Origin of the sequence: Novosphingobium resinovorum, from assembly GCF_001742225.1 — a bacterium.
Classification (GTDB): domain Bacteria; phylum Pseudomonadota; class Alphaproteobacteria; order Sphingomonadales; family Sphingomonadaceae; genus Novosphingobium; species Novosphingobium resinovorum_A.
The window spans coordinates 1,459,419-1,479,205 of the sequence record NZ_CP017075.1; the positions used below are offsets into that span (position 1 = coordinate 1,459,419).

Sequence of the window (19,787 nt, forward strand, 5' to 3'; positions counted from 1 at the left end):
CGTCACGCCCGCTTATCGCCGCCATGGGCGTATCAGCCATACGCCTTGATGAAGAACGCGGCGGTCACGAAGAACGCAAGGGCCAGAGTGGCCGCTCGCACCAGCGCCGGCGACAACCGAATGCCCAGCAGTGCGCCCAGATAGCCGCCGACCATCGCGGAGGGGGCAAGGATGGCCACTTCGCGCCAACCGACCGCGCCCGCCAGAGCGAACAGGATCACCGCTGCGGTGTTCGCAGCGGTGACCAGCAAAGTCCGCAGGCCCTGAAGCCGCTTGAGTTCCTCCCGCGTCGCAAGGCTCCAGAATGCCATCATCATGATGCCTACAGCCCCGCCGAAATACCCTCCGTAGATACCCAGAACCAACTGGCCGCCAAGGATCGCGGGGCCGCTCGCCCCGCTCCATCCGTGAACTCTTGCGGTAATTCCGCGCCCGAAGGCGAGCGCAAGGCTCGCCAGCAGTAGCAGCCAGGGCAGAGCCTGAACGAACAGCGCCTGCGGCGTCGCCAGCAGCAGGATGCCGCCTGCAAGGCCGCCTGCAGCCGACACCGCCGCCATCCAGCGCAGCGGGACCGCCGCGATCGGCACCAGCCCCTCGCGATAGACCCAGGTGCTGACGGCGCCGCCGGGGTAAAGCGCCAGACTGCTGGAGGCATTCGCCGCCACGGGAGACAGTCCGACCGCCATCAGCGCCGGCAACGAGACGAAGGACCCGCCGCCGGCCAGCGCATTCATGGCGCCGGCCAGCACACCTGCCGCGATCAGGAGAAGATCTGTGTTCACGAGCGCGGATATGCCGCGCTCCGGAACGCGGCACAATCCGGATGATGCCGGGCGGCGGCTTCACCCGGGACGAAGGCCGCGCGATTTTCAGGCCGCGTCCAGCGCGCCCGACACCAGGTTGCCCGCGTGGAACACCGCCTTGCGCGGCGACTGGCGCGCCACCGCCTCGGCCGAGCAGGCGGCCGGGACCAGCACCATGTCGGCGGCGTCGCCTGCCTTGGGCCAGACCTGCTTGCCCGCGGCATCCAGCGGGGTCGGGCCGCCGGTGGCGATCTTCAGCGATTGCGAGATGGTGTACTCGTCGCTCCAGCCATAGAGCTGGCACGCCAGCTTGGCCTTCTCCAGTACGTCGCCGCTGCCGAAGACCGACCAGTGATCCTCGACGCTGTCGGTGCCGGTGTAGACCTTGACGCCCTTGTCCAGCAGGATCGGGATCGGCATCATCCGCGTGCCGAACGGCAGCGTGGACGCCACCGACATGTCCAGCGCGGCGAGGCGCGCGGCCAGGTCCTCCATCTCGGGCGCGGGCAGCGACATCATCGAGAACGCGTGGCTGAGCGTCACCTTGCCGCGCAGTTCGGGTTCGCGCTCCACCGTGTCGGCGATGCGGCGGATCGCGGCGATGCCGCTGGCGCCGGGCTCGTGCAGGTGGATGTCCACGCCCTTGTCCATGTCGAGCGCGACCTGCATCATCGCATCGACCGACTTCTCCATCCCGCCGTCGAGCGCGGTGGGATCGATGCCGCCCACATGCGTCGCCCCCGCCGCCATCGCCGCGCGCATCGTCGGGATCAGGTCGGCGCTGACAAAGCCGTGCTGCGGGAACGCCACGATCTCATGCCCGAACCCGTCGGCGCGGCTGTCGAGCGCGTGCTTGAGCAGTTCGACGTGCTTGGTCCCCACCACCGGATCGACGTTGCACTGGCTGCGCGCGAACGTGGTGCCGTTGGACTGCAGCAGATCGACCAGCTTGCCCGCGCGCTCCTCCAGCGTGGGGAGGAGCTGCGGCAACAGCGTCTGCTCCAGCTTGATCTGCCCGCGAATGCCCTCGGTCCGCTTGCGCGGGGGCACCCACGGGCCGCCGTAGAAGGTCTTGTCGAGGTGGATGTGCATGTCGCGGAACGAGGGCAGCAGCAGCATGCCCTTCGCATCGCGCACCGCCACGCCCATCGGCGCAGGCGCATCGGCGGGGAGGATCGCGGCGATCTTCCCGCCCCGCACCAGCACCGAGGCTTTCGCCGTCTCGGTGCCGATAACCTCGCCGCCCTCGCGCCGGTAGCCGGTCTCCAGCGTCACGCCGCGCAGCAGGAAGCTCGCGCCCTTCGCCTCGGCGCCCTTCGCCCCGGCCGGCTTCATTTTCGCCGCCAGTGCCGGAGCCGCGACCCCGGCCGCCCCCGCCACCAGGGCGGCGGCAAGGATACCCCGGCGGGAAAGCTGCATGTCATTGCGATCCATCATCGTCGTCCCTTCCCTAAGCCTTAGAACTTGAACCGCGCGCCGATCTTCATCTGCCAGACCGACTGCGTGTTGAAGCTGGTCGCCGCGCGGCCGACGAAGCTGTCGTACTGGTAGAAGTTGCCCTGCGTCGGGCAAGCCCCGGCGATCTGGCAATTGCGCGCCACCACGTTCGCCGAGACATAGGGCGACGGGATCTGCTGCAGCACGCCCCACTTGCGGTTGATGAGATTGCCCAGGTTCTCGACGTCGAGATAGATCTCCGCCTTCGCCCCGTCGGGGAAGAAGCCCGGAATCTCCTGGCTGATCCGCATGTCGATCGTCGTCAGCGCCGGCGCGGTGAAGGCGTTGCGCGGCGCGATCTTGCCCGCATACTTGAGCAGCCCGTTCTGCTTCAGGAAAGCATTGAACGCAGCGATGTCAAAGCCCGGCGCATACGTCACGATCGCATCGCTGCCCGCCGTCACCTGCCCGCCGCTCGTCTGCGGCACATAGAGCAGCTGGCGGTTGCGCGTCGCCAGCGCGCCGTTCTCGCCCACCAGCATGTCGGCCGCCATGTTGGCGTTGGCGCCCACATCGAAAGTATAGCTGAACACCTGCCCCGAGCGCCTCTGCCCGAACAGCGTCAGGCGCGTGCGGTTGTCGCCGAAGAAGGCATGCGAATAGCTGACCGACAGCTTCGACAGATGGCGGAACTCATAGTTCGAGGTCGCCAGCGCCGGATCGTTCGGGTCCGAAGTCGCCACCCCGCTGTAGTTCGACGCAGCCACCGTGGTGATACCGGGATTGACGTCCTTCGAACGGATGTAGGTGTGCGAGAACATCGCCTCCAGCCCGTCCAGCGGCCCTTCACGCCAGGTCTTCGCCAGCGCCAGACCTAGCTGGTTGGCATAGCCCTGCTTGGTGTTGGTCACGAGAATATCGTTACGGTTCTCGCGCCCCGGCAGATACGTCGGTCGCCCGTCCGGCGCATCCGGCCCGCGATTGGCGCCTGCGTACAATTCGTACCACGCCACCGCGTTCTGCACTTCGGAGTGGATGAACTCACCCGCCACGCGCCAGCCGTTGCCGAACGCGCCCAGATCGAACTCCTTCTGCGCCCCGATCGACATCTTCCACGTCGACTGCGGCTTGAAGTTCTTGTCCAGCGCATTGATGAGCCCCTGCCCGCGCGCCGCGCTGGCGGTATTGGCCGCCTGCAGCGCCGGGTTGACGTTGAACCCGTCCACGTTGCTCAGCCCCGCAAGGCACGCCGCGCTCGCCGTGGCACTCCGGCTGCAGGTTACGTTGCCCAACATCTGCCCGGTGTTGTAGAAGGTGTTCGCCGTCCACACCGTGGGCGAGCCGCCGCCGAACAGGCCGACGCCGCCATAGACCGTCAGCGTCGGGTCGGGCTTCCAGTTGAACCCGAAACGCGGCTGCAGCAGGTGCTTGCCGTCGAGGTTCTCGGTATTGGAAATCCCGTAGCGCGCCATCACCACCGGGTTTTCGTCCGGCCGGTCGGACTGCTCGAAGAAGTCGTAACGCAGGCCCGCCTTGATCGTCAGTTCGGGCAGCACCGCCCATTCGTCCTGCAGGTAGAGCGTGTTGGTCGTGGTGTGCAGCGTGAAGCCCGCATCCGCCTTCTGGTTGCTGCCCGCATTGGCATAGCTGACCGAGGAGGCATTGCCCGCGCGCAGATCGTCCAGCGAGTTAAACACGTAGGAGCCGTTGGCGTTCTGCACGAACAGATCCCAGATCTTCAGCGCCTCGCGCTCGTACCCGGCGGTGATGCGGTGCGATCCGGCGGTATAGGTCGCCTTGGCGCGGTACTGCTGCAGATAGGTCGTCAGCTCATTCGCCTGATACGAGGCATTGGTGCCCGCATAGACGCTCGGGCCGGTCGTCGTCCCGTTCAGGTATACGCGGAACTGCGCGAAATCGTTGCCCGCCAGCGGGAAGCCCGGGTTGTCCATCTTCTTGTAGGACGCGCTGATTTCGGTGCTGAAATTGTCGGTCCAGTCGGAGAACACCTGCGCCTTGTAGACGTCGAGGTTGTTCTGCCGCTCCACCCACTGCGACAGCAGCCCCAGCGACGTGCTCGACCCGGTCAGCGTGTTGCCGTTGGCCGAGATCGAGGAGCCGCGCGTGCGCTGGTACGAAACCGTGGCGCGGTGGCCCGGCGCGATGTTCCAGTCCAGCTTGCCGAAGAACTTCTCGTCGCGCGAAGGCAGCTTGGTCGCCTCGTAGCCGAGCGGGTCGTAGCCGTAGCGGTCCTTCAGGATCTGGCGCACTTCGTTGGCCTGTGCCACGCTGACGCCGGGCACCTGATTGGCGAAGTCCGAACCCGAAGGGCCGACCAGCGACGGCTCCGAACGCTCGAACTTCTCGTAGTTCAGCGTGAAGAACAGCGTGTCCTTGATGATCGGGCCAGTCAGCGTCGCGCCGAAGGTCTTTTCGGAGAACTTACCGGTCAGGCGGCGGTCCTGCTTCGATCCGTCCTGGAAATCGGTGTAGCCGAAGCGGCCGCCCTGCAGCGCATCGCCGGTATATTCGTAGAAGACCTGACCGTGGAAGCTGTTGCCGCCCGACTTGGTGGTGGCATTCAGGGTGCAACCGCCGAACGCGCCGTAGTTCACGTCATAAGGCGCCAGTTCCACGCCCAGCGTCTCGACCACGTCGATCGAGATCGGCGAGCGCTGCGTGGGATAGCCGTTGGCCTGCAACCCGAAATCGTCGTTCTGGCGCACCCCGTCGATGGTCAGCGAATTGGTGCGGTTGTTGGCGCCGCCGCAAACCAGCGCATCGCTGTTGCTGGGATCGACCGCCACGAAGGGGTTCATCCGCGCCAGATCCTTGAGATCGCGGCTGATCGACGGCGCGGCCTCGATCTTCTGCGCGGAGAAGTTGGAGCTGGGTCCGGTCTTCAGGTCCCCGCCCTCGAACGATTTGCCGCTGACGACGATCTCGGTGACTTCGCCCAGCGCGAAGTTGAGCTGGAAGGCGTCGCCGGTGTTGATCGCGGGTACGTCCACCGACTTGGTGCCCAGCTCCGGCGACGTCGCGGTGACGTGGTACGGCCCGCCGGGGCGCAGGTTGCGCACGGCATAGACGCCGTCGGCGCTGGTGGTGGCGGTGGTCGTCGTGCCCGAGGGAACGTGGACCACGGTGACCGGCACGCCGCCGACGGGATTGCCGTCGGGATCGGTCAGGCGGCCGTTGATCGCGCCTGTAATGATCTGCGCGTGGATCGCGGTCGGCACCGCAAGCGCGATCCCCATCGCACCCAGAGAAAGACCGAGAGAAAATCTGGCAGTCAGCTTCGCGTTACGCATGATCGTCACCCCCATGGCTGTGTCGAGATCACGACCGGAATGCGGTGCGGCGGGCTCTTGCCCTTGCCGCACCCGGCGACCCGATCGCTCGTTGCGACTCATGTCATAAGGCGATTTTCGTCGATGATCCAAGATTAAATCGTCAACGATCTAACAATTTTTCGCGAACGTTGATTTTCTGCGAGTTTCTGTTGCGATGCAGCAACGGCAAAGCCGCCGGTGCCGAAATCACAAGGCGATTTTTGGGTTCCGTGGAATCGAATCGTTCACGATCAAGCGGCTGGCTTAGGGTCTATCTGCCACCATCAGGCCGCCCTTCCGGAGCGCGCTTGCGCACTTCCGGGTGCCGCCAGAACCCCCGCTAGACCCCCGCTAGACCCCCGCTAGGTGCCATTGAGTGCCGCCTGGGTGCCGCTTGAGTGCCCATCGAGGCGCCGTGAAGAGAATGGTTCACGCAGAGGCGCAGAGGTGCCGATTGGCGCCGCAGGCTCTTTCCTCATTTCAGCGTCGAGGAAAACGCACCGTGAAATTGAAAGCGGGGCCTCCGCGTCTCTGCGTGCCCGATCTTCCTGTTTGCTTCGAACCGCCCGAACGCCCGATCAGATCCGATCGATGGCGGTTTCCCGCGCCTCGCCCTGCAAGGCAAAGCGGTCCCGCGTGCGGGTGTAGAAGCTGGCGCCGAAGCGGCCGACCGGGAAATAGTCCTTCAGGTTCACCCGCCAGAGTTCGGTATCGACCAGTCCCTCACGCGCATGCAGGTGCAGGATTTTCCCTAGGAAGATATACCGGCTCTCAGTCTCGATCGTCTCCCACAGCCGGCATTCGAAGGCGATCGGCGCCTCGACGATACGCGGCGGCAGGACGCCGGTGGACGGCACCGAATGGAAGCCGACAAGGTCCAGCTCGCTCTGCTCGGGCGGCAGCGAAGTGCCGCAATCGTGCATCTGCGCGGCAATCTCCTCGTCCGCCATGTGGACGACGAATTCCTGCGATTCCAGAATGTTGGCAGCGGTATCCTTGAGCGCGCCGTCCTGCAGCCGGTTGATCGATATCATCACCAACGGCGGGTCTTCGCCCAGCATCGCGAACATGCTGAAGGGCGCGGCATTGACCACGCCGCCCGGATTGACGGTGGTGACCAGCGCGATCGGCCGCGGCACGATCAGGCTCGCCATCAGCTTGTAGCGCTGATAGGCGCCGATCGCATCGAAATCGACGTGCGTGGCGGGCGGGGGCGTACTCATCCCAGGTTCAACATCTGGGCAAGGCTCTGCGTCGAAGACCCGCGATCGAGGCTGATATTGTCCTCCAGCGCGCGCAAATGGCGACCCATCTCTGCCCGGGCCGAGGCGACGTCGCCCTTCTCCATGTAGTCGACGATGCGCCCATGCTCGGCGTGCTCGCAGGCGGCATTCCCGGTCGGCTGGTACAGCGCGACGATCAGCGAGCACCGCGTCATCAACTCGGTCAGGTAGGCGGTCAGGATCGGGTTCCCCGCCACCGCCGCGATGCGCAAGTGGAACTCGCGCGCACACGCCGCCCAGGCGGGCTGATAGGGATTGTGCGTAACCTCGTGCTCATGCGCCAGCAGTTTGCGCAAGTCGGCAAGATCCTTCGCCGTATGCCGCCGCGCCGCGATCTCGACGATGGAGACTTCCAGTGCGCGCCGCGCTTCGAAGATCTGCCGCGTCTCCTCAGGTGTAGGCGCGGCGATGACGGCGCCCTTGTTGGGCCTTAGCTCAACGATACGCTCATGCTCAAGCCTTTGTAAAACCTTGCGAATAACCGCCCGCGAAACCCCGAACAACTCACAGAGCGCCGGCTCCGGCAGTTTGGTCCCGGGCGTCAGCCGCTGGTTGAGCACGCTGTCGAACACGGTCTGGTAGATATGCTGCTCCACATCCCCGCCATGGCTCACTGCCGGCGCGACCAGATCAGGCGCAGCCTCTGCCTTGCGCGCACGGCGGCCGGCTGCAGCCTTGGGAGAAACGGCACTGGCACCTTCGTCCGACATGTCGACACTCTGCTTCATGATCCAAAACCGCCTTTCACCACGCAGCCGCAACACCGCGACAACGCCCCACCCCTCACCGACACTCCACTCTCAAAACACACGATGGATGCGCCGGATTCGCTTTGCACCAGAATCAACGATTATGGCAAGTACAATCATGGACGATTTGATATATAAATCGTTGACGATTTTTGTGTTGAATTGTTGCGCAAGAATGATAGCCAGATTGCGAACCTCAATGAAGGCGGACCATGGCGATTCTCGTTCCCAGGCGTACCATCCTCGCCGGCATGATTGGCGGCGCGGCGACGGCTCTCTCCGGATGCGCGCGTAGCAGCGACCGGATCGGTGTCGGCCTGATCACCGCCCTCACCGCCCAGTCGGCCAAGTCCAGCGAAGCGATCTCGCGAGGGCTGAGCATTGCCATCGACGAGATCAATGCAGGCGGCGGCTTGCTTGGCCGCAAGCTCGAACTCATCCGCCGCGACGACGAGAGCAATCCCGGCAAGGGCGTGATCGCCGCGCGCGAATTGCTGTACAAGGAAGGCGTGGCGGTTCTGTTCGGTGGGCTGGATACGCCAGTGGCCCGCGCGATCGTGCCGATCGCCACCGCCGCGCGCGTGCCCTTCGTAGTGCCTTGGGCGGCAGGAACGGTGATCACGCATAACGGCACCGATCCCAATTACGTGTTCCGCGTCTCGGCCGTGGACGAACTGGTCGACAAGGCGATGGTCGCTTTCGCACAGCGCAATTACGGCATGCGCAAGCCGGGCCTGATCCTGCTGAACAATCCATGGGGACAGTCCAACGAAAAAGGCTTGAAAGCCGCCCTCGCCGCCGCTGCGCTGCCTTTGGCGGGCTCGGAGAAGTTCGAGCACTCGGACGTCGATGTCACGCCGCAACTGGGCCGGTTGCGCGCTGCCGGAGCGGATTGCCTGCTGATGGTGGCGACGGTCGGTCCGTCGGCGCAGGTCGTGAAGTCGCTGGACCAGATGGGCTGGGACGTGCCGATCGTCTCTCACTGGGGACCTGCAGGGGGGCGCTTTTCCGAGCTGGCAGGCCCTCACGCGAACAGGGTGAAATTCGTGCAGACATACAGCTTTTTCGGCGCGGACACCCCGGTGAAGACCCGCGTTCTTGCCGCGCTCGAGGCGAAGTACCCGGACATCAGGGGGCCGCAGGACGTGACCCCCGCCGTCGGTGTCGCCAATGCCTATGATGCCATGCATCTGGCCGCTCTGGCCATCCGCACCGCAGGATCGCTGGACGGCGAAGCGGTGCGGCGCGGCTTCACCCGGATTGGGCGCTATGAGGGCTTGATCAAGACCTATGACGCACCGTTCGCACATGGTCAGGACGCCCTGGACGAGCGCGATTACGTCTGGGCCGAATTCGATCAGGGCCGCATCGTGCCGCTGCCGTCGAAGGCTGCCTGAGGACATGGACATCCTGCCCGCCCTCCTCACCGGCCTTGCGCTCGGTTCGATCTACGGACTGATCGCCTTGGGCTTCCACATCACCGCGTCGGTCTGCGGTGCCGTCAATTTCGCGCAAGGCTCCAGCGCGATGCTGGGCGCGGTGCTGCTCTGGATGATGACTGAGGCCGGATGGCCGGTGCCCATCGCGGTAGGCGTGACGATCCTTGCCTGCGGCATCTACGGCCTGGTCGTGGAGCGCGCGGCGATCCGTCCGTTCCTGGGCCGCAAGTCCGACGCCTGGTTGATGGCGACGGTGGCGCTCGGCCTCGTCTGCGACAACGGGATGATGCTGGTGTTCGGCGCGGAGCCGCGATCGCTCGTCTCGCCGCTGGCGCAGACTTCGTTGCGGGTTGGCGGCATGGATCTCGGCATCTATCCGTTGCATCTGCTGATCCCGGTGGTGATGCTGGCGCTGGCGGCGGGCATAGACCTGTTCCGCCGCCGCACCCTGCACGGCACCGCCATGCTGGCCGTGGCCCAGAACCGCGATGCCGCCGCGATAATGGGCATTCCCGTAGGCCGGGTGATCGCCGCCGCCTTTGCGCTTTCCTCTGCCCTTGCGGGCATCGCCGGCATGCTGGTGGCGCCGCTCACCCATGTCGAAAGCGGCATGGGCGTGGTGCTGGGCCTCAAGGCTTTCGCCGTCGCCATTCTGGGCGGGCTCGGCAGCGCCTGGGGCATCGTTGCCGCCGCCCTGCTATTCGGGCTGGTGGAGGCGCTCGTCACGCTCGGGGTCGGCTCGGGCTATACCCAGATCGTGACCTTCATGCTGGTCATCATCGTCCTTGCCGTGCGCCCCGACGGGCTGCTTGGCCGAGCAAAGGTGCGCAAGGTATGACCGCTCTCTCCGTTAATCCCGCCCTCCATCGGAAAGCGGCGCTCTCGCTCTGGGGCCTATGCCTGCTGGGCGGCGTGGCCGGGGCATTGCTGCTCAATGGCTATTATGCTTTCGTCATCGGCCAGATCGCGCTCCTGGCCATTGCCGGTATCGGGCTGAACGTGCTGATCGGCCTGAGCGGCCAGTTCAGTTTCGGCCACGCCGCTTTCTACGCGATCAGCGCTTATGCCGTGGCGATCTGCACGTCGCACGGCTGGTTGCCGTTCTGGCTGGCCTGGCCGCTCGGCGTCGTGGTCGCGATCGGCGTGGGCGGCCTGCTGGCTCTGCCTGCACTGCGCGTCAAAGGCCCGTATCTGGCCATGGTGACCATCGCCTTCGGTCTGGTGGTCGAACAGACGTTGGTTGAAGCCGAAGGCCTGACCGGCGGCCAGAGCGGCATCCTGCAGATACCGCCCCTCTCGCTGGCGGGGATCGTGCTGGGCGACCGGGCGATGGCGATCGCGGCGATCATCGTCGCAGCGCTGGTGATGACGGCCTATCATGTGCTGTCCGCCAACGGCTGGGGACAGGCCATGCGCGCCGTGCGGGATTCGGAGAATGCCGCTGCGTCCATTGGCATATCCCCCACGCGCACGCGCATCGTCGCCTTCATGGTATCCGCCGGGTGCTGCGCGCTGGCGGGCGGCCTTTCCGCACCGCTCAACAGTTTCGTGACGCCGCAGTCCTTCGGCCTCAACTTCTCGATCCTGCTGGTGCTGACGGTGGTGATCGGGGGCACCGGATCGCGCCCCGGACCGGTGCTGGGCGCGATCGTCATAGGCCTGCTGCCCGAACTGCTCTCTTCCTTCGAAGCGTACCGCGTCCTTGCCTACGCCGCGCTGGTGCTGATCGTGCTATGGCTGGCCCCCGGCGGCATCGCCGGGATGCTGCGCCTGCCAGCGACCCCGACCGGCGACCGCGCCGACGAGGCCGCCACCATCGCCGCTCTGCTGCCTGCTCGCCCGCGCGCCGCCCTTTCGGCACAGGGGCTGGGGATCAGTTTCGGCGGCGTGCGGGCGATCACCGACCTCGATATCGCCATCCCTGCAGCGACCGTGACGGCGCTGATAGGCCCCAACGGCGCCGGAAAATCGACCGTCATCAACATCCTGAGCGGATTTTACCGCTCGGACACCGGCGAACGCAGGATTGCAGACACTTTGCTCGCGCCCGGCAGACCCTGGCTGTCCGCAAGGGCGGGCGTGGCCCGCACTTACCAGACCTCGGCCCTGTTCGACAGCATGAGCGTGGAAGACAACGTCCTGCTCGCCATGCGCAAGGGCCGCCTTGGCGCGCTGCACGGCAAGGCGCTCGACCGGACCGGCACGGATGTGCGGCATGCGCGCGCCCTGCTGCTGGCCTGCGGCTTCGAGGGCGCACCATCGACGATCGCGGGTGTGCTGGCGCATGTCGACCGGCGACTTGTCGAGATCGCCCGCGCGCTGGCGACCGATCCCGACACCCTGTTGCTCGACGAACCCGCCGCCGGACTCTCGCAAGCGGAAAAACGCGTGCTGGGCGACCTACTGCGCCAGATCGCCGCAGCCGGGATCGGCGTCGGGCTGGTCGAGCACGACATGGCGCTGGTGATGAGCGTGTCGGATCAGGTTGCCGTGCTGCGCACCGGCGCATTGATCGCACAAGGCACACCGGCCGAGATCCAGGCCGACCCTCTCGTGCGCGAAGCCTATCTGGGCGAAAGACGGATCGGCGGACAGGCCCCGGCCGTTCCCAAAGGCGGAGAGCCCTGCCTTGGCGCCTACGCGATCCACGCGGGTTATGGCGCAGTCGATGTGCTGCACGGCATCGACATCGAAGTCCGCCCCGGCGAAGCCGTCGCCCTGCTGGGCGCGAACGGCGCGGGCAAATCCACGCTGATGCGCATCCTTTCCGGACTGATGGCGCCGCGTTCGGGCCATCTCCGGCTCGAAGGCACGCAGATCGGTGCGCAGGACAGCCGCGCCCGCGTACGCCAGGGGCTGGTACTGGTTCCGGAAGGACGGCAGGTTTTCCCCGAACTGTCGGTCCACGACAACCTGCGGCTCGGCGGCTATACCCGCCGTGAGAATGCGGCGGCACGCATGTCGGCGATACTGGAGCGCTTTCCCCCTCTTGCCACCATGCTGGACCGGCAGGCCGGGCTGCTGTCGGGCGGAGAACAGCAAATGCTGGCCATCGGCCGCGCCCTGATGGCCCAGCCGCGCCTGCTCCTGCTCGACGAACCTTCGCTGGGGCTGTCGCCGCAGATGACGTCGGACTTGTTCGAACAGCTTCGGCAGCTTCGCGACGAAGGCATGGCGATAATGATCGTCGATCAGATGGCCGATCTGGCGCTCAACCTGTCCAGCCGCGCCTATGTGCTGCGCGGCGGCCATGTCGCAGCGGCGGGAGCATCGGCGCAGATCGCCGCGGACGACAGCCTCGATAACCTGTACTTCGGCGGCTGAACCGAGCTCCGGACGGACACGGCTGGCTCCATGGTGACCGACCTGCCAGCTCGGCGGCAAATGCATCCGGAAAATAGAAGCTGCCCACGCAGATCAAAAGGTCGCGACGACCGGGACACCGATCGCCGCGACCGCTGCCGTTTGACAGGGGGTTAGCATTGCTGACCCATCGGCAGCACCCCCAATCTGGGTCGCCGACGCGATCGTACCAATCCGGATTAAACGGATATGACGACTCACCATCGGCCGACTTGCAAAGGATTTGATTGGAACATATAAGGAACATATGTCTCGTTCCTCCATCATGGACCGTCTCGAAATTCTTGCCGATGCCGCCAAGTATGATGCCTCCTGCGCGTCGTCCGGTACCGCGAAAAGAAACAGTCGTGACGGACGCGGGCTGGGCTCGACGGAGGGCATGGGCATTTGCCATGCCTATGCCCCGGACGGGCGGTGCATTTCGCTGCTGAAGTTGCTGCTGACGAACCACTGCATCTTCGATTGCCATTACTGCATCAACCGCAAGAGCTCGAACGTGCGCCGCGCGCGTTTCACGCCGCAGGAAGTGGTAGATCTCACGCTTTCGTTTTATCGCCGCAACTATATCGAGGGGCTGTTTCTCTCCTCCGGGATCGTGAAGTCTTCCAGCCATACGATGGAACAATTGATAGAGGTCGCACGTATCCTGCGGGAAGAGCACGATTTTCGTGGATACATCCATTTAAAGACAATTCCGGAGGCGGACCCCGAACTGGTGGCGCAGGCGGGACTGTGGGCGGACCGGGTCTCGATCAACGTCGAACTGCCTACCGATGCGGGATTGTCTCGCCTTGCGCCGGACAAGAACGCGGCCACCATAGAAGGTGCCATGGGCAGGCTTTCGGGCGCGATAACCGAGGCGCATGATGCTCGAAAGCGTTTTCGCAAAGCGCCCATATTTGCCCCCGCCGGGCAATCGACCCAGATGATCGTCGGCGCGGACGGCGCCAGCGATGCCCAGATCGTGGGAAAGGCCAGTACGCTCTACGACCGCTTTGCCCTCAAGCGCGTGTACTATTCCGCCTTCAGTCCGATCCCCGAGGCCAGCGCCGTATTGCCTCTGAGGCGCCCGCCGCTGATGCGGGAGCATCGGCTCTATCAGTCCGACTGGTTGATGCGCTTTTACGGTTTCGCGCCGCAGGACGTGCAACAGGCGACCGAGGATGACGGCATGCTGCCGCTCGACATCGACCCCAAGCTCGCCTGGGCGCTCAAGTTCCGGGACCGGTTCCCGGTCGATCTGAACCGCGCCCCGCGTGAAGCGATGTTGCGGGTGCCGGGGCTTGGCGTGAAGGCGGTCGATGCGATCCTCGCCGCGCGGCGGCATCGATCGATCCGGCTGGAGGATCTCGCGCGGCTCAGCATCTCGGTGAAGAAGCTGCGGCCTTTCATCGTCACCGACGACTGGCGCCCCACCCTGCTCCTCGACCGCGCGGACCTGCGAGCGCGCCTTGCTCCACCGGCGCAGCAGATGGAATTGTTCGCATGATCGCCGCGGCCATCGGGCAGCCCGACGACTTCGAGGCCTGGCGCGACGAGGCCCGGCGGCTGGTCGCGCGCGGCATAGCGCCCGAGGCGACGGCCTGGGGCGATGCGGACGGTTCGGCGGATCTTTTCGCCGCACCGTCGTCGCCCCAGTCTACGGAACCCTTGCGTCAGGTGCGGGCGAGCCGGGCTTTTCTCGACCTTGCCGGAAGCGTCGTCCTGCACTGCGACGCCGCGCGGCTGGGGCTGCTCTATCGCGTGCTCTGGCGGCTGCAGGACCGGCCTCGCCTGCTCGAGGATGCCGCCGATCGCGACGTCGCAGCGCTGGAGCGCATGGCGAAGCAGGTCCGGCGGGACATTCACAAGATGCGCGCTTTCGTCCGTTTCCGCAGCGTGGCCGACGAAGACGGGATCGAACGCTTCGTCGCCTGGTTCGAGCCCGAACACCGGATCGAGCGCGCCAACGCCGACTTCTTCGTCAACCGCTTCGCCAGCCAGCGCTGGTCGATCCTGACGCCCCGCCTTTCCCTGCACTGGGACGGGGAAGTATTGCTGGAAGGCCCGCCCGCATCGCGTGCGGACGCGCCGGCTGAAGACGCGACCGAGGACCTGTGGCTCGGCTACTATCGCTCGATCTTCAATCCGGCGCGGCTCAAGGTCGGCATGATGCTCAAGGAGATGCCGCGCCGGTACTGGAAGAACCTGCCCGAAGCTCGCCAGATTCCCGATCTCATCGCGGGGGCGCACAAGCGCGAGGCTGCGATGATCGCCAGCGGTGCCGATCTTTTCGAGCAGGAAGCCGCGCCCTTCAGCCTGCAGGCCATCGCCGAAGGTATCGTACAATGCCGCCGCTGTCCGATCGGGTGCAACGGCACGCGCGCCGTCATGGGCGAAGGGCCGCAGACCGCCGACCTCATGATCGTCGGCGAACAGCCCGGCGATACCGAGGAGCGCGAAAATCGCCCCTTCATCGGGCCAGCCGGGCAATTGCTCGACCGCGCGCTCGGCGAGGCAGGCGTGGACCGGACGGCGGCTTACGTCACCAACGCGGTCAAGCACTTCAAGTTCGCCCCGCGCGGCAAGCGGCGATTGCACCAGGCCCCTACGGCGGGCGAGATAGATATGTGCCGCTGGTGGCTCGACAACGAACGCGCGCTGGTAAAGCCGAAAGTCGTGCTGGCCCTTGGCGCGAGCAGCGCGCGCGGCTTGCTGGGGCGCACCCCGGCGATCGGACGCGAACGTGGCCGGGCACTTTACCTGCCCGACGGCACACGTGTCTGGCTCACCGCGCACCCCAGTTACCTGCTTCGTCTCGACGGTGAGAGCCGGGAGCGCGAACAGGGGCGCTTCGCTGAAGATCTTGCCGGTCTCGCGCAGTTGCTTGCGGCGAGTGGAGTCGGCTGAGTGCAACTCCGAAGGCCTCCGCGCGTTCAACAGGACGGCAAACATTGAAGGGGAATGGTCATGGCCAGCGAATGCACTGCCTACCGCGATACCAAGGGCGGACTCCACAGCAGCCCTGAGCGCGCGACGCTCGAAGACCTTGCCGGCGTATTGGGCCGGGTCGGGGACGAAGGCGGGATGACTTCGGGTGTGGCCCGCATGATCTTCGACAAGCGCAGCGAAATCGAACGGATCTTCGCCGAACATGACCACATGCTGGAAGCAGCTCCCCCGGCAGCGATCGAGCCGGGGCATCATATTCGCGCAGTGAACTGAAATTCTCTCGACCTGATCTTTCCTCGTCCCGGCACCGCGGTCGATGTCGGGACGACGGTACTTCCCCGAAGGCGTGCGAACGTCTATCAGGCTGCCCGACCAAGAGTAGCCCCAGACTTCGCGCCCCTTCTTCGTGACCGCAGAAACTTCCCCCACAGCCGGCCTTGAAGCGGCTTTTCTCGAACATCGGGAGAAGCTGCTGCGTTTTATGCGCGCGCGCGGCGCGGGGGATGCGGCTGAGGACCTCGTTCAGGAGGTCTGGCTCAAGATCGGCGCCAGCCGTCCCGGTCCGGTTGCATCACCGCTGTCCTATCTGTTCCGCACCGCCGACCTGCTGATGATCGACCGTTTCCGTTCGACCCGGCAGGCGGACGCGCGCGCTCGCGACTGGACCGAGGTGAATGCGGGCGATCCGCCGGGCGTTTCCGCCGAGCCTTCCGCCGAACGCCGCCTCGCCGCCGCGCAGGAAGCCGCCAGCGTTCTTGCCCTGCTTGACGGCCTGGGCGCGCGGGTGGCGACGATCTTCCGCCGCCACCGCATAGAAGGCACGCCGCAGAAAGTCGTGGCGAGCGAAATGGGCCTGAGCCTCAGCACCGTCGAAAGCGACCTGCGCGTCGCCTACCGGGCGCTCGCGGAATGGAAGGAACGCTCGAAATGAAGCCTGCGATGAGGCTGCAGCCGATCGGCTCCGTCATCGCCGGTGAAGGAGCGCCCGATGGCGAACGACATGGCGAATAAAGATGTGATCCGGGACGAAGCGCTCGGCTGGGCTGTGCGAGCCGGTGACCCCGCGTTCACCGACTGGGAAACGTTCACCCTCTGGCTGGAGGCCGATCCGGCGCACGCGCGCGCCTATGACGACATCGCGGCCTCGGTGGCCGATGCAGCCGAACTCGTCGCCGCCTCCGCTCCGGCCAACGACGACGCCTCGTCCGCCGAACCGCCGCGCCGCCGCCGTCCCTGGCTGGCAAGCGCGATCGCCGCGAGCCTCGCCGTCGTGGCCGGGTTCTGGGCCTTCCAGGGCCAGCAGCGCGATCTCTACACCGTCGAGACGACACTGGGCGAGACCCGCCGGGTCACGCTCGACGCCGATACCCGCATCGAACTCGCGGGCGGCACCGCCGTCGAGTTCGACCGCAAGGACAAGCGTTATGCCCGGCTCGAACACGGGCAGGCGCTGTTCACCGTGCGCCACGATGCCGCGCACCCCTTCGAGGTCGCCGTGGGCGAAGAACGGCTGGTCGATATCGGCACCGTCTTCGACGTGCGCCGCGATGCACAGGGGCTGAGTGTCGCGGTCTCCGAAGGCGCCGTGCAGTTCGATCCGGATGGCGCCGACGTGCGCGTATCGCCCGGCGAAGTCCTGCGCCGCCCGGCTGGGACGAGTGAATACACACTTGCCCGCCTTCCCGTCGAGCAAGTCGGCGAATGGCGCGAGGGTCGGTTGACCTTCGAAGGTGCCACGCTGGATGACGTCGCCGCGCAGCTCAAGCGAGCCACCGGCATCGAGTATGTCGCGGCATCCGGCGGGTCGGGCGCGGTTTCCGGCTCGATCCTGGTGGCGCCGCTGCGCAAGGATCCGGGCTCCATAGGGCCGCTGCTGGGACTGTCGGTACGGTCCGAAAACGGACGCTGGGTGATCGGCTCGCACTGAGGCGATGCGCGGCGCCATCTGTATCGTGGCGGCCGCAATGGCCATGCCCGCTACCGCCTTCGCGCAGGAGATGGCGGTCGATACGCGCGCCGGATCGGCAGGACAGGTCGCGATCGATCTGGCCCGCCAGACCCGCTCCAGCATCGTCGTGTCCGATCCCTCAGTGGCATCCCGCATGGTCCCCGCGATGCGCGGACGGATGGGTGCGGCCGAGGCGGTGCGCCTGCTCGCGCGCAAGGCGGGCGGCCGGGCCATCGCCGTCGCGCCCGGCGCCTGGCGCATCGAGGCAAGCGCCGCGGCAAGAACAACCGTCCGGGGTTCTTCCCCTCCCCCCGCAGCAGCGCCGGTTGCTGTCGAGACCGAAGCGGCCGATCCTATCGTGGTGGTGGCCTCCAAGCGCGACCTCACCCTCGGACAACTGCCCGGACAGGTGACCATCCTCGACGGGGAATCGCTGGAGGCAGGGGGTATCGGCGGCACCGAGAAGATCACCCAGCGCGTCGCCACCGTCACATCCACGCACCTTGGCAGCGGGCGCAACAAGCTGTTCATCCGGGGCATCGCCGATTCCAGTTTCACCGGGCCGACGCAGGCGACGGTGGGGCAGTACCTTGGCGACCTCAGGCTCAGCTACAATGCGCCGGACCCGGACTTGCGCCTCTCCGACATGGCGCGGGTGGAAGTGCTGGAGGGGCCGCAGGGCACGCTCTACGGTGCCGGATCTCTGGGCGGCATCATCCGCCTCGTGCCCAATTCCCCGGTTGTCGGCGAGACCGAAGGCGCGATTTCGGTCGGCGGATCGCTGACCCAGAGCGGCGCGCCTGGCGGCGATGCCGCGGCGATGGTCAACCTGCCGCTCGGCAACTCGGTGGCCCTGCGCGCCAACTTCGACGCGGCGACGCTGGGCGGCTATATCGACAAGCCGCTGCTCGGCCGCAAGGACGTCAACCGTACGCGCATCCTCGGCGGCCGCGCCGGGCTTCGCGCGGAGGTCGCGCCAGACTGGACGGTCGATCTGATCGGCCTCGGCCAGTCCACGGATGCGCGCGACAGCCAGTATGCGGGACGCAATGCCCGCCCGCCGCTGACCAGTGGTGCGCAAGTGCGCGAGGGTTCGGACGCCGACTACCTGATGGGCCAGCTGGTGATCTCCGGCCGCATCGGCGAGGTGCGCGTGCGCTCGACCACCGGGGCGGTGCGCCAGCATCTGGAAGAGCGCTACGACGCCACGGTCGATCCGGACGCGCCGCGCCTGTTCTCGCAAGGGAACCGCACGCGCATGATCGCGCACGAGACGCGGATCTGGCAGCCCGAGACGCATGGCTTCGGGTGGCTGGTCGGCGCCAGCTATACCCACAACCGCACGGTGCTCACGCGCAGTTTCGAGAACTTCGTGACGACCACCGCCGCCACCGGCGTGCGCAACACCATCGACGAGTTCACGCTCTACGCCGAAGCCAGCCTGCGCATCCGTCCCGGTCTTACCGCCACCGCAGGCGGGCGCCTGACCCATTCGCGGCTCGGCGGATCGGGCGAGGATATCCTGCCAGCGGTGTCGTTCGCGATGGCGCAGGCCCGTGCACAGGTCACGGCGGACCGGACGACCACCACAGTGCTGCCCTCGCTGGCGCTCAACGCCGAAGTGATGGCGGCCACTAACCTCTACATGCGCTATCAGGAGGGCTTCCGTCCCGGCGGCTTCGCCATCGAGAGCGACTTCGTGCGCCGCTTCCAGAGCGACCGGACGCGCACGTTCGAATTCGGGGTGAAGCACGGCCAGCCCGGCGTCAGCCCCTTCGATCTTTCCGCCAGCGTCTCCTACACCCGCTGGCAGGACATCCAGGCCGACTTCATCGACAACTCGGGCCTGCCGAGTACAGCCAATATCGGCGACGGCCGTGTATGGTCGGCCAGCGTGACGGGCGGCGTCGAGCTGTTGCAAGGCCTGAGGCTCGAGGCCGGCGCGACGTGGAACCAGAGCAAGGTCGATCAGCCGCCCGTAGAACTGCTCGGGCTTGTCGCGCGGTCGATGGCGGCCAGCAACTTGTCTCCGACCAGCCTGCTCGACGCGACGCTTGCCCGGTCGATGCAGGTGCCGAACATCGCGCAGTTCTCCGGCCGGATGAGCCTCGGCTGGAACCGCGAGATCGGCGAAAATCTGCGGCTGACCGCCAATGGCTGGGCCAGCTATGTCGGCAAGTCGCGCCTCGGTATCGGCCCGGAACTGGGTGATCCGCAGGGGGATTACCTCGACAGTGGTGCTGACCTGCGGGTCGGGACCGAGCGTTACGGTGTGACGCTGACGCTCAGCAACATCACGAATTCGCGCGGTAATCGCTTCTCACTCGGGACGCCGTTCGGGACCGGGCGGGACCAGACGACGCCGCTGCGGCCGCGTACGGTTCGGGTCGGGCTGGACGCGCGGTTTTAGGAAAGAAGGAAGGCCCACCCCCCGGCCCCTCCCGCAAGCGGGAGGGGGGAAAGACGGGTTCACCCTCCCGCTTGCGGGAGGGTCGGAAGGCT

At 66.2% G+C, this 19,787-nt stretch carries 14 protein-coding genes; 9 read left to right on the forward strand and 5 right to left on the reverse strand.

Features of this window, described 5'->3' with window-relative positions:
* Nucleotides 1-32: 32 nt before the first annotated feature.
* The 5 genes from BES08_RS06710 to BES08_RS06730 form a co-directional block, all read right to left on the reverse strand.
* Nucleotides 33-782, reverse strand: coding sequence for a sulfite exporter TauE/SafE family protein (locus BES08_RS06710; protein ID WP_036524288.1), 750 nt, complete (start codon nt 780-782; stop codon nt 33-35).
* Nucleotides 783-869: 87 nt separating this feature from the next.
* Complete coding sequence (locus tag BES08_RS06715) at nt 870-2,240, reverse strand: amidohydrolase (RefSeq protein ID WP_231958190.1); 1,371 nt, start codon at nt 2,238-2,240, stop codon at nt 870-872.
* 20 nt (nt 2,241-2,260) lie between these two features.
* Nucleotides 2,261-5,551 carry a TonB-dependent receptor gene (locus tag BES08_RS06720; RefSeq protein WP_231958191.1) on the reverse strand — a complete coding sequence of 1,097 codons (3,291 nt, stop codon included), beginning with the start codon at nt 5,549-5,551 and terminating at the stop codon, nt 2,261-2,263.
* 599 nt (nt 5,552-6,150) lie between these two features.
* Nucleotides 6,151-6,795: a flavin reductase family protein gene (locus tag BES08_RS06725; RefSeq protein ID WP_008830476.1), complete on the reverse strand. Its 645-nt coding sequence runs from the start codon at nt 6,793-6,795 to the stop codon at nt 6,151-6,153.
* Complete coding sequence (locus BES08_RS06730; protein WP_008830477.1) at nt 6,792-7,583, reverse strand: GntR family transcriptional regulator; 792 nt, start codon at nt 7,581-7,583, stop codon at nt 6,792-6,794. The genes BES08_RS06725 and BES08_RS06730 overlap by 4 nt, the downstream gene beginning before the upstream one ends.
* A gap of 233 nt (nt 7,584-7,816) precedes the next feature.
* On the opposite strand from BES08_RS06730, the gene BES08_RS06735 reads away from it, so the two are divergent.
* From BES08_RS06735 to BES08_RS06775, 9 genes are all read left to right on the forward strand, one after another.
* Nucleotides 7,817-9,001 carry an ABC transporter substrate-binding protein gene (locus BES08_RS06735; RefSeq protein WP_069707915.1) on the forward strand — a complete coding sequence of 395 codons (1,185 nt, stop codon included), beginning with the start codon at nt 7,817-7,819 and terminating at the stop codon, nt 8,999-9,001.
* A gap of 4 nt (nt 9,002-9,005) precedes the next feature.
* On the forward strand, nt 9,006-9,881 hold the full coding sequence (locus BES08_RS06740) for a branched-chain amino acid ABC transporter permease (protein WP_008830479.1): 876 nt from the start codon (nt 9,006-9,008) through the stop codon (nt 9,879-9,881).
* Nucleotides 9,878-12,367: an ATP-binding cassette domain-containing protein gene (locus BES08_RS06745; RefSeq protein ID WP_008830480.1), complete on the forward strand. Its 2,490-nt coding sequence runs from the start codon at nt 9,878-9,880 to the stop codon at nt 12,365-12,367. The genes BES08_RS06740 and BES08_RS06745 overlap by 4 nt, the downstream gene beginning before the upstream one ends.
* 286 nt (nt 12,368-12,653) lie before the next feature.
* A complete protein-coding gene (locus BES08_RS06750; protein WP_036524284.1) occupies nt 12,654-13,895 on the forward strand; it encodes a putative DNA modification/repair radical SAM protein in 1,242 nt (413 codons plus the stop codon).
* Nucleotides 13,892-15,295: a UdgX family uracil-DNA binding protein gene (locus tag BES08_RS06755; protein WP_008830482.1), complete on the forward strand. Its 1,404-nt coding sequence runs from the start codon at nt 13,892-13,894 to the stop codon at nt 15,293-15,295. Before BES08_RS06750 ends, BES08_RS06755 begins: the two co-directional genes overlap by 4 nt.
* A gap of 60 nt (nt 15,296-15,355) precedes the next feature.
* On the forward strand, nt 15,356-15,610 hold the full coding sequence (locus tag BES08_RS06760; protein ID WP_036524835.1) for an RNA-binding protein: 255 nt from the start codon (nt 15,356-15,358) through the stop codon (nt 15,608-15,610).
* A 133-nt stretch (nt 15,611-15,743) separates the two neighbouring features.
* Nucleotides 15,744-16,268 (forward strand): RNA polymerase sigma factor, encoded by a 525-nt coding sequence (locus BES08_RS06765; RefSeq protein WP_036524282.1) that lies wholly within the window; start codon nt 15,744-15,746, stop codon nt 16,266-16,268.
* Between the two features lie 69 nt (nt 16,269-16,337).
* Complete coding sequence (locus BES08_RS06770; RefSeq protein ID WP_036524832.1) at nt 16,338-17,264, forward strand: FecR family protein; 927 nt, start codon at nt 16,338-16,340, stop codon at nt 17,262-17,264.
* Between the two features lie 4 nt (nt 17,265-17,268).
* Nucleotides 17,269-19,695, forward strand: a complete 2,427-nt coding sequence (locus BES08_RS06775; RefSeq protein WP_008830486.1) for a TonB-dependent receptor — start codon at nt 17,269-17,271, stop codon at nt 19,693-19,695.
* Nucleotides 19,696-19,787 lie beyond the last annotated feature (92 nt).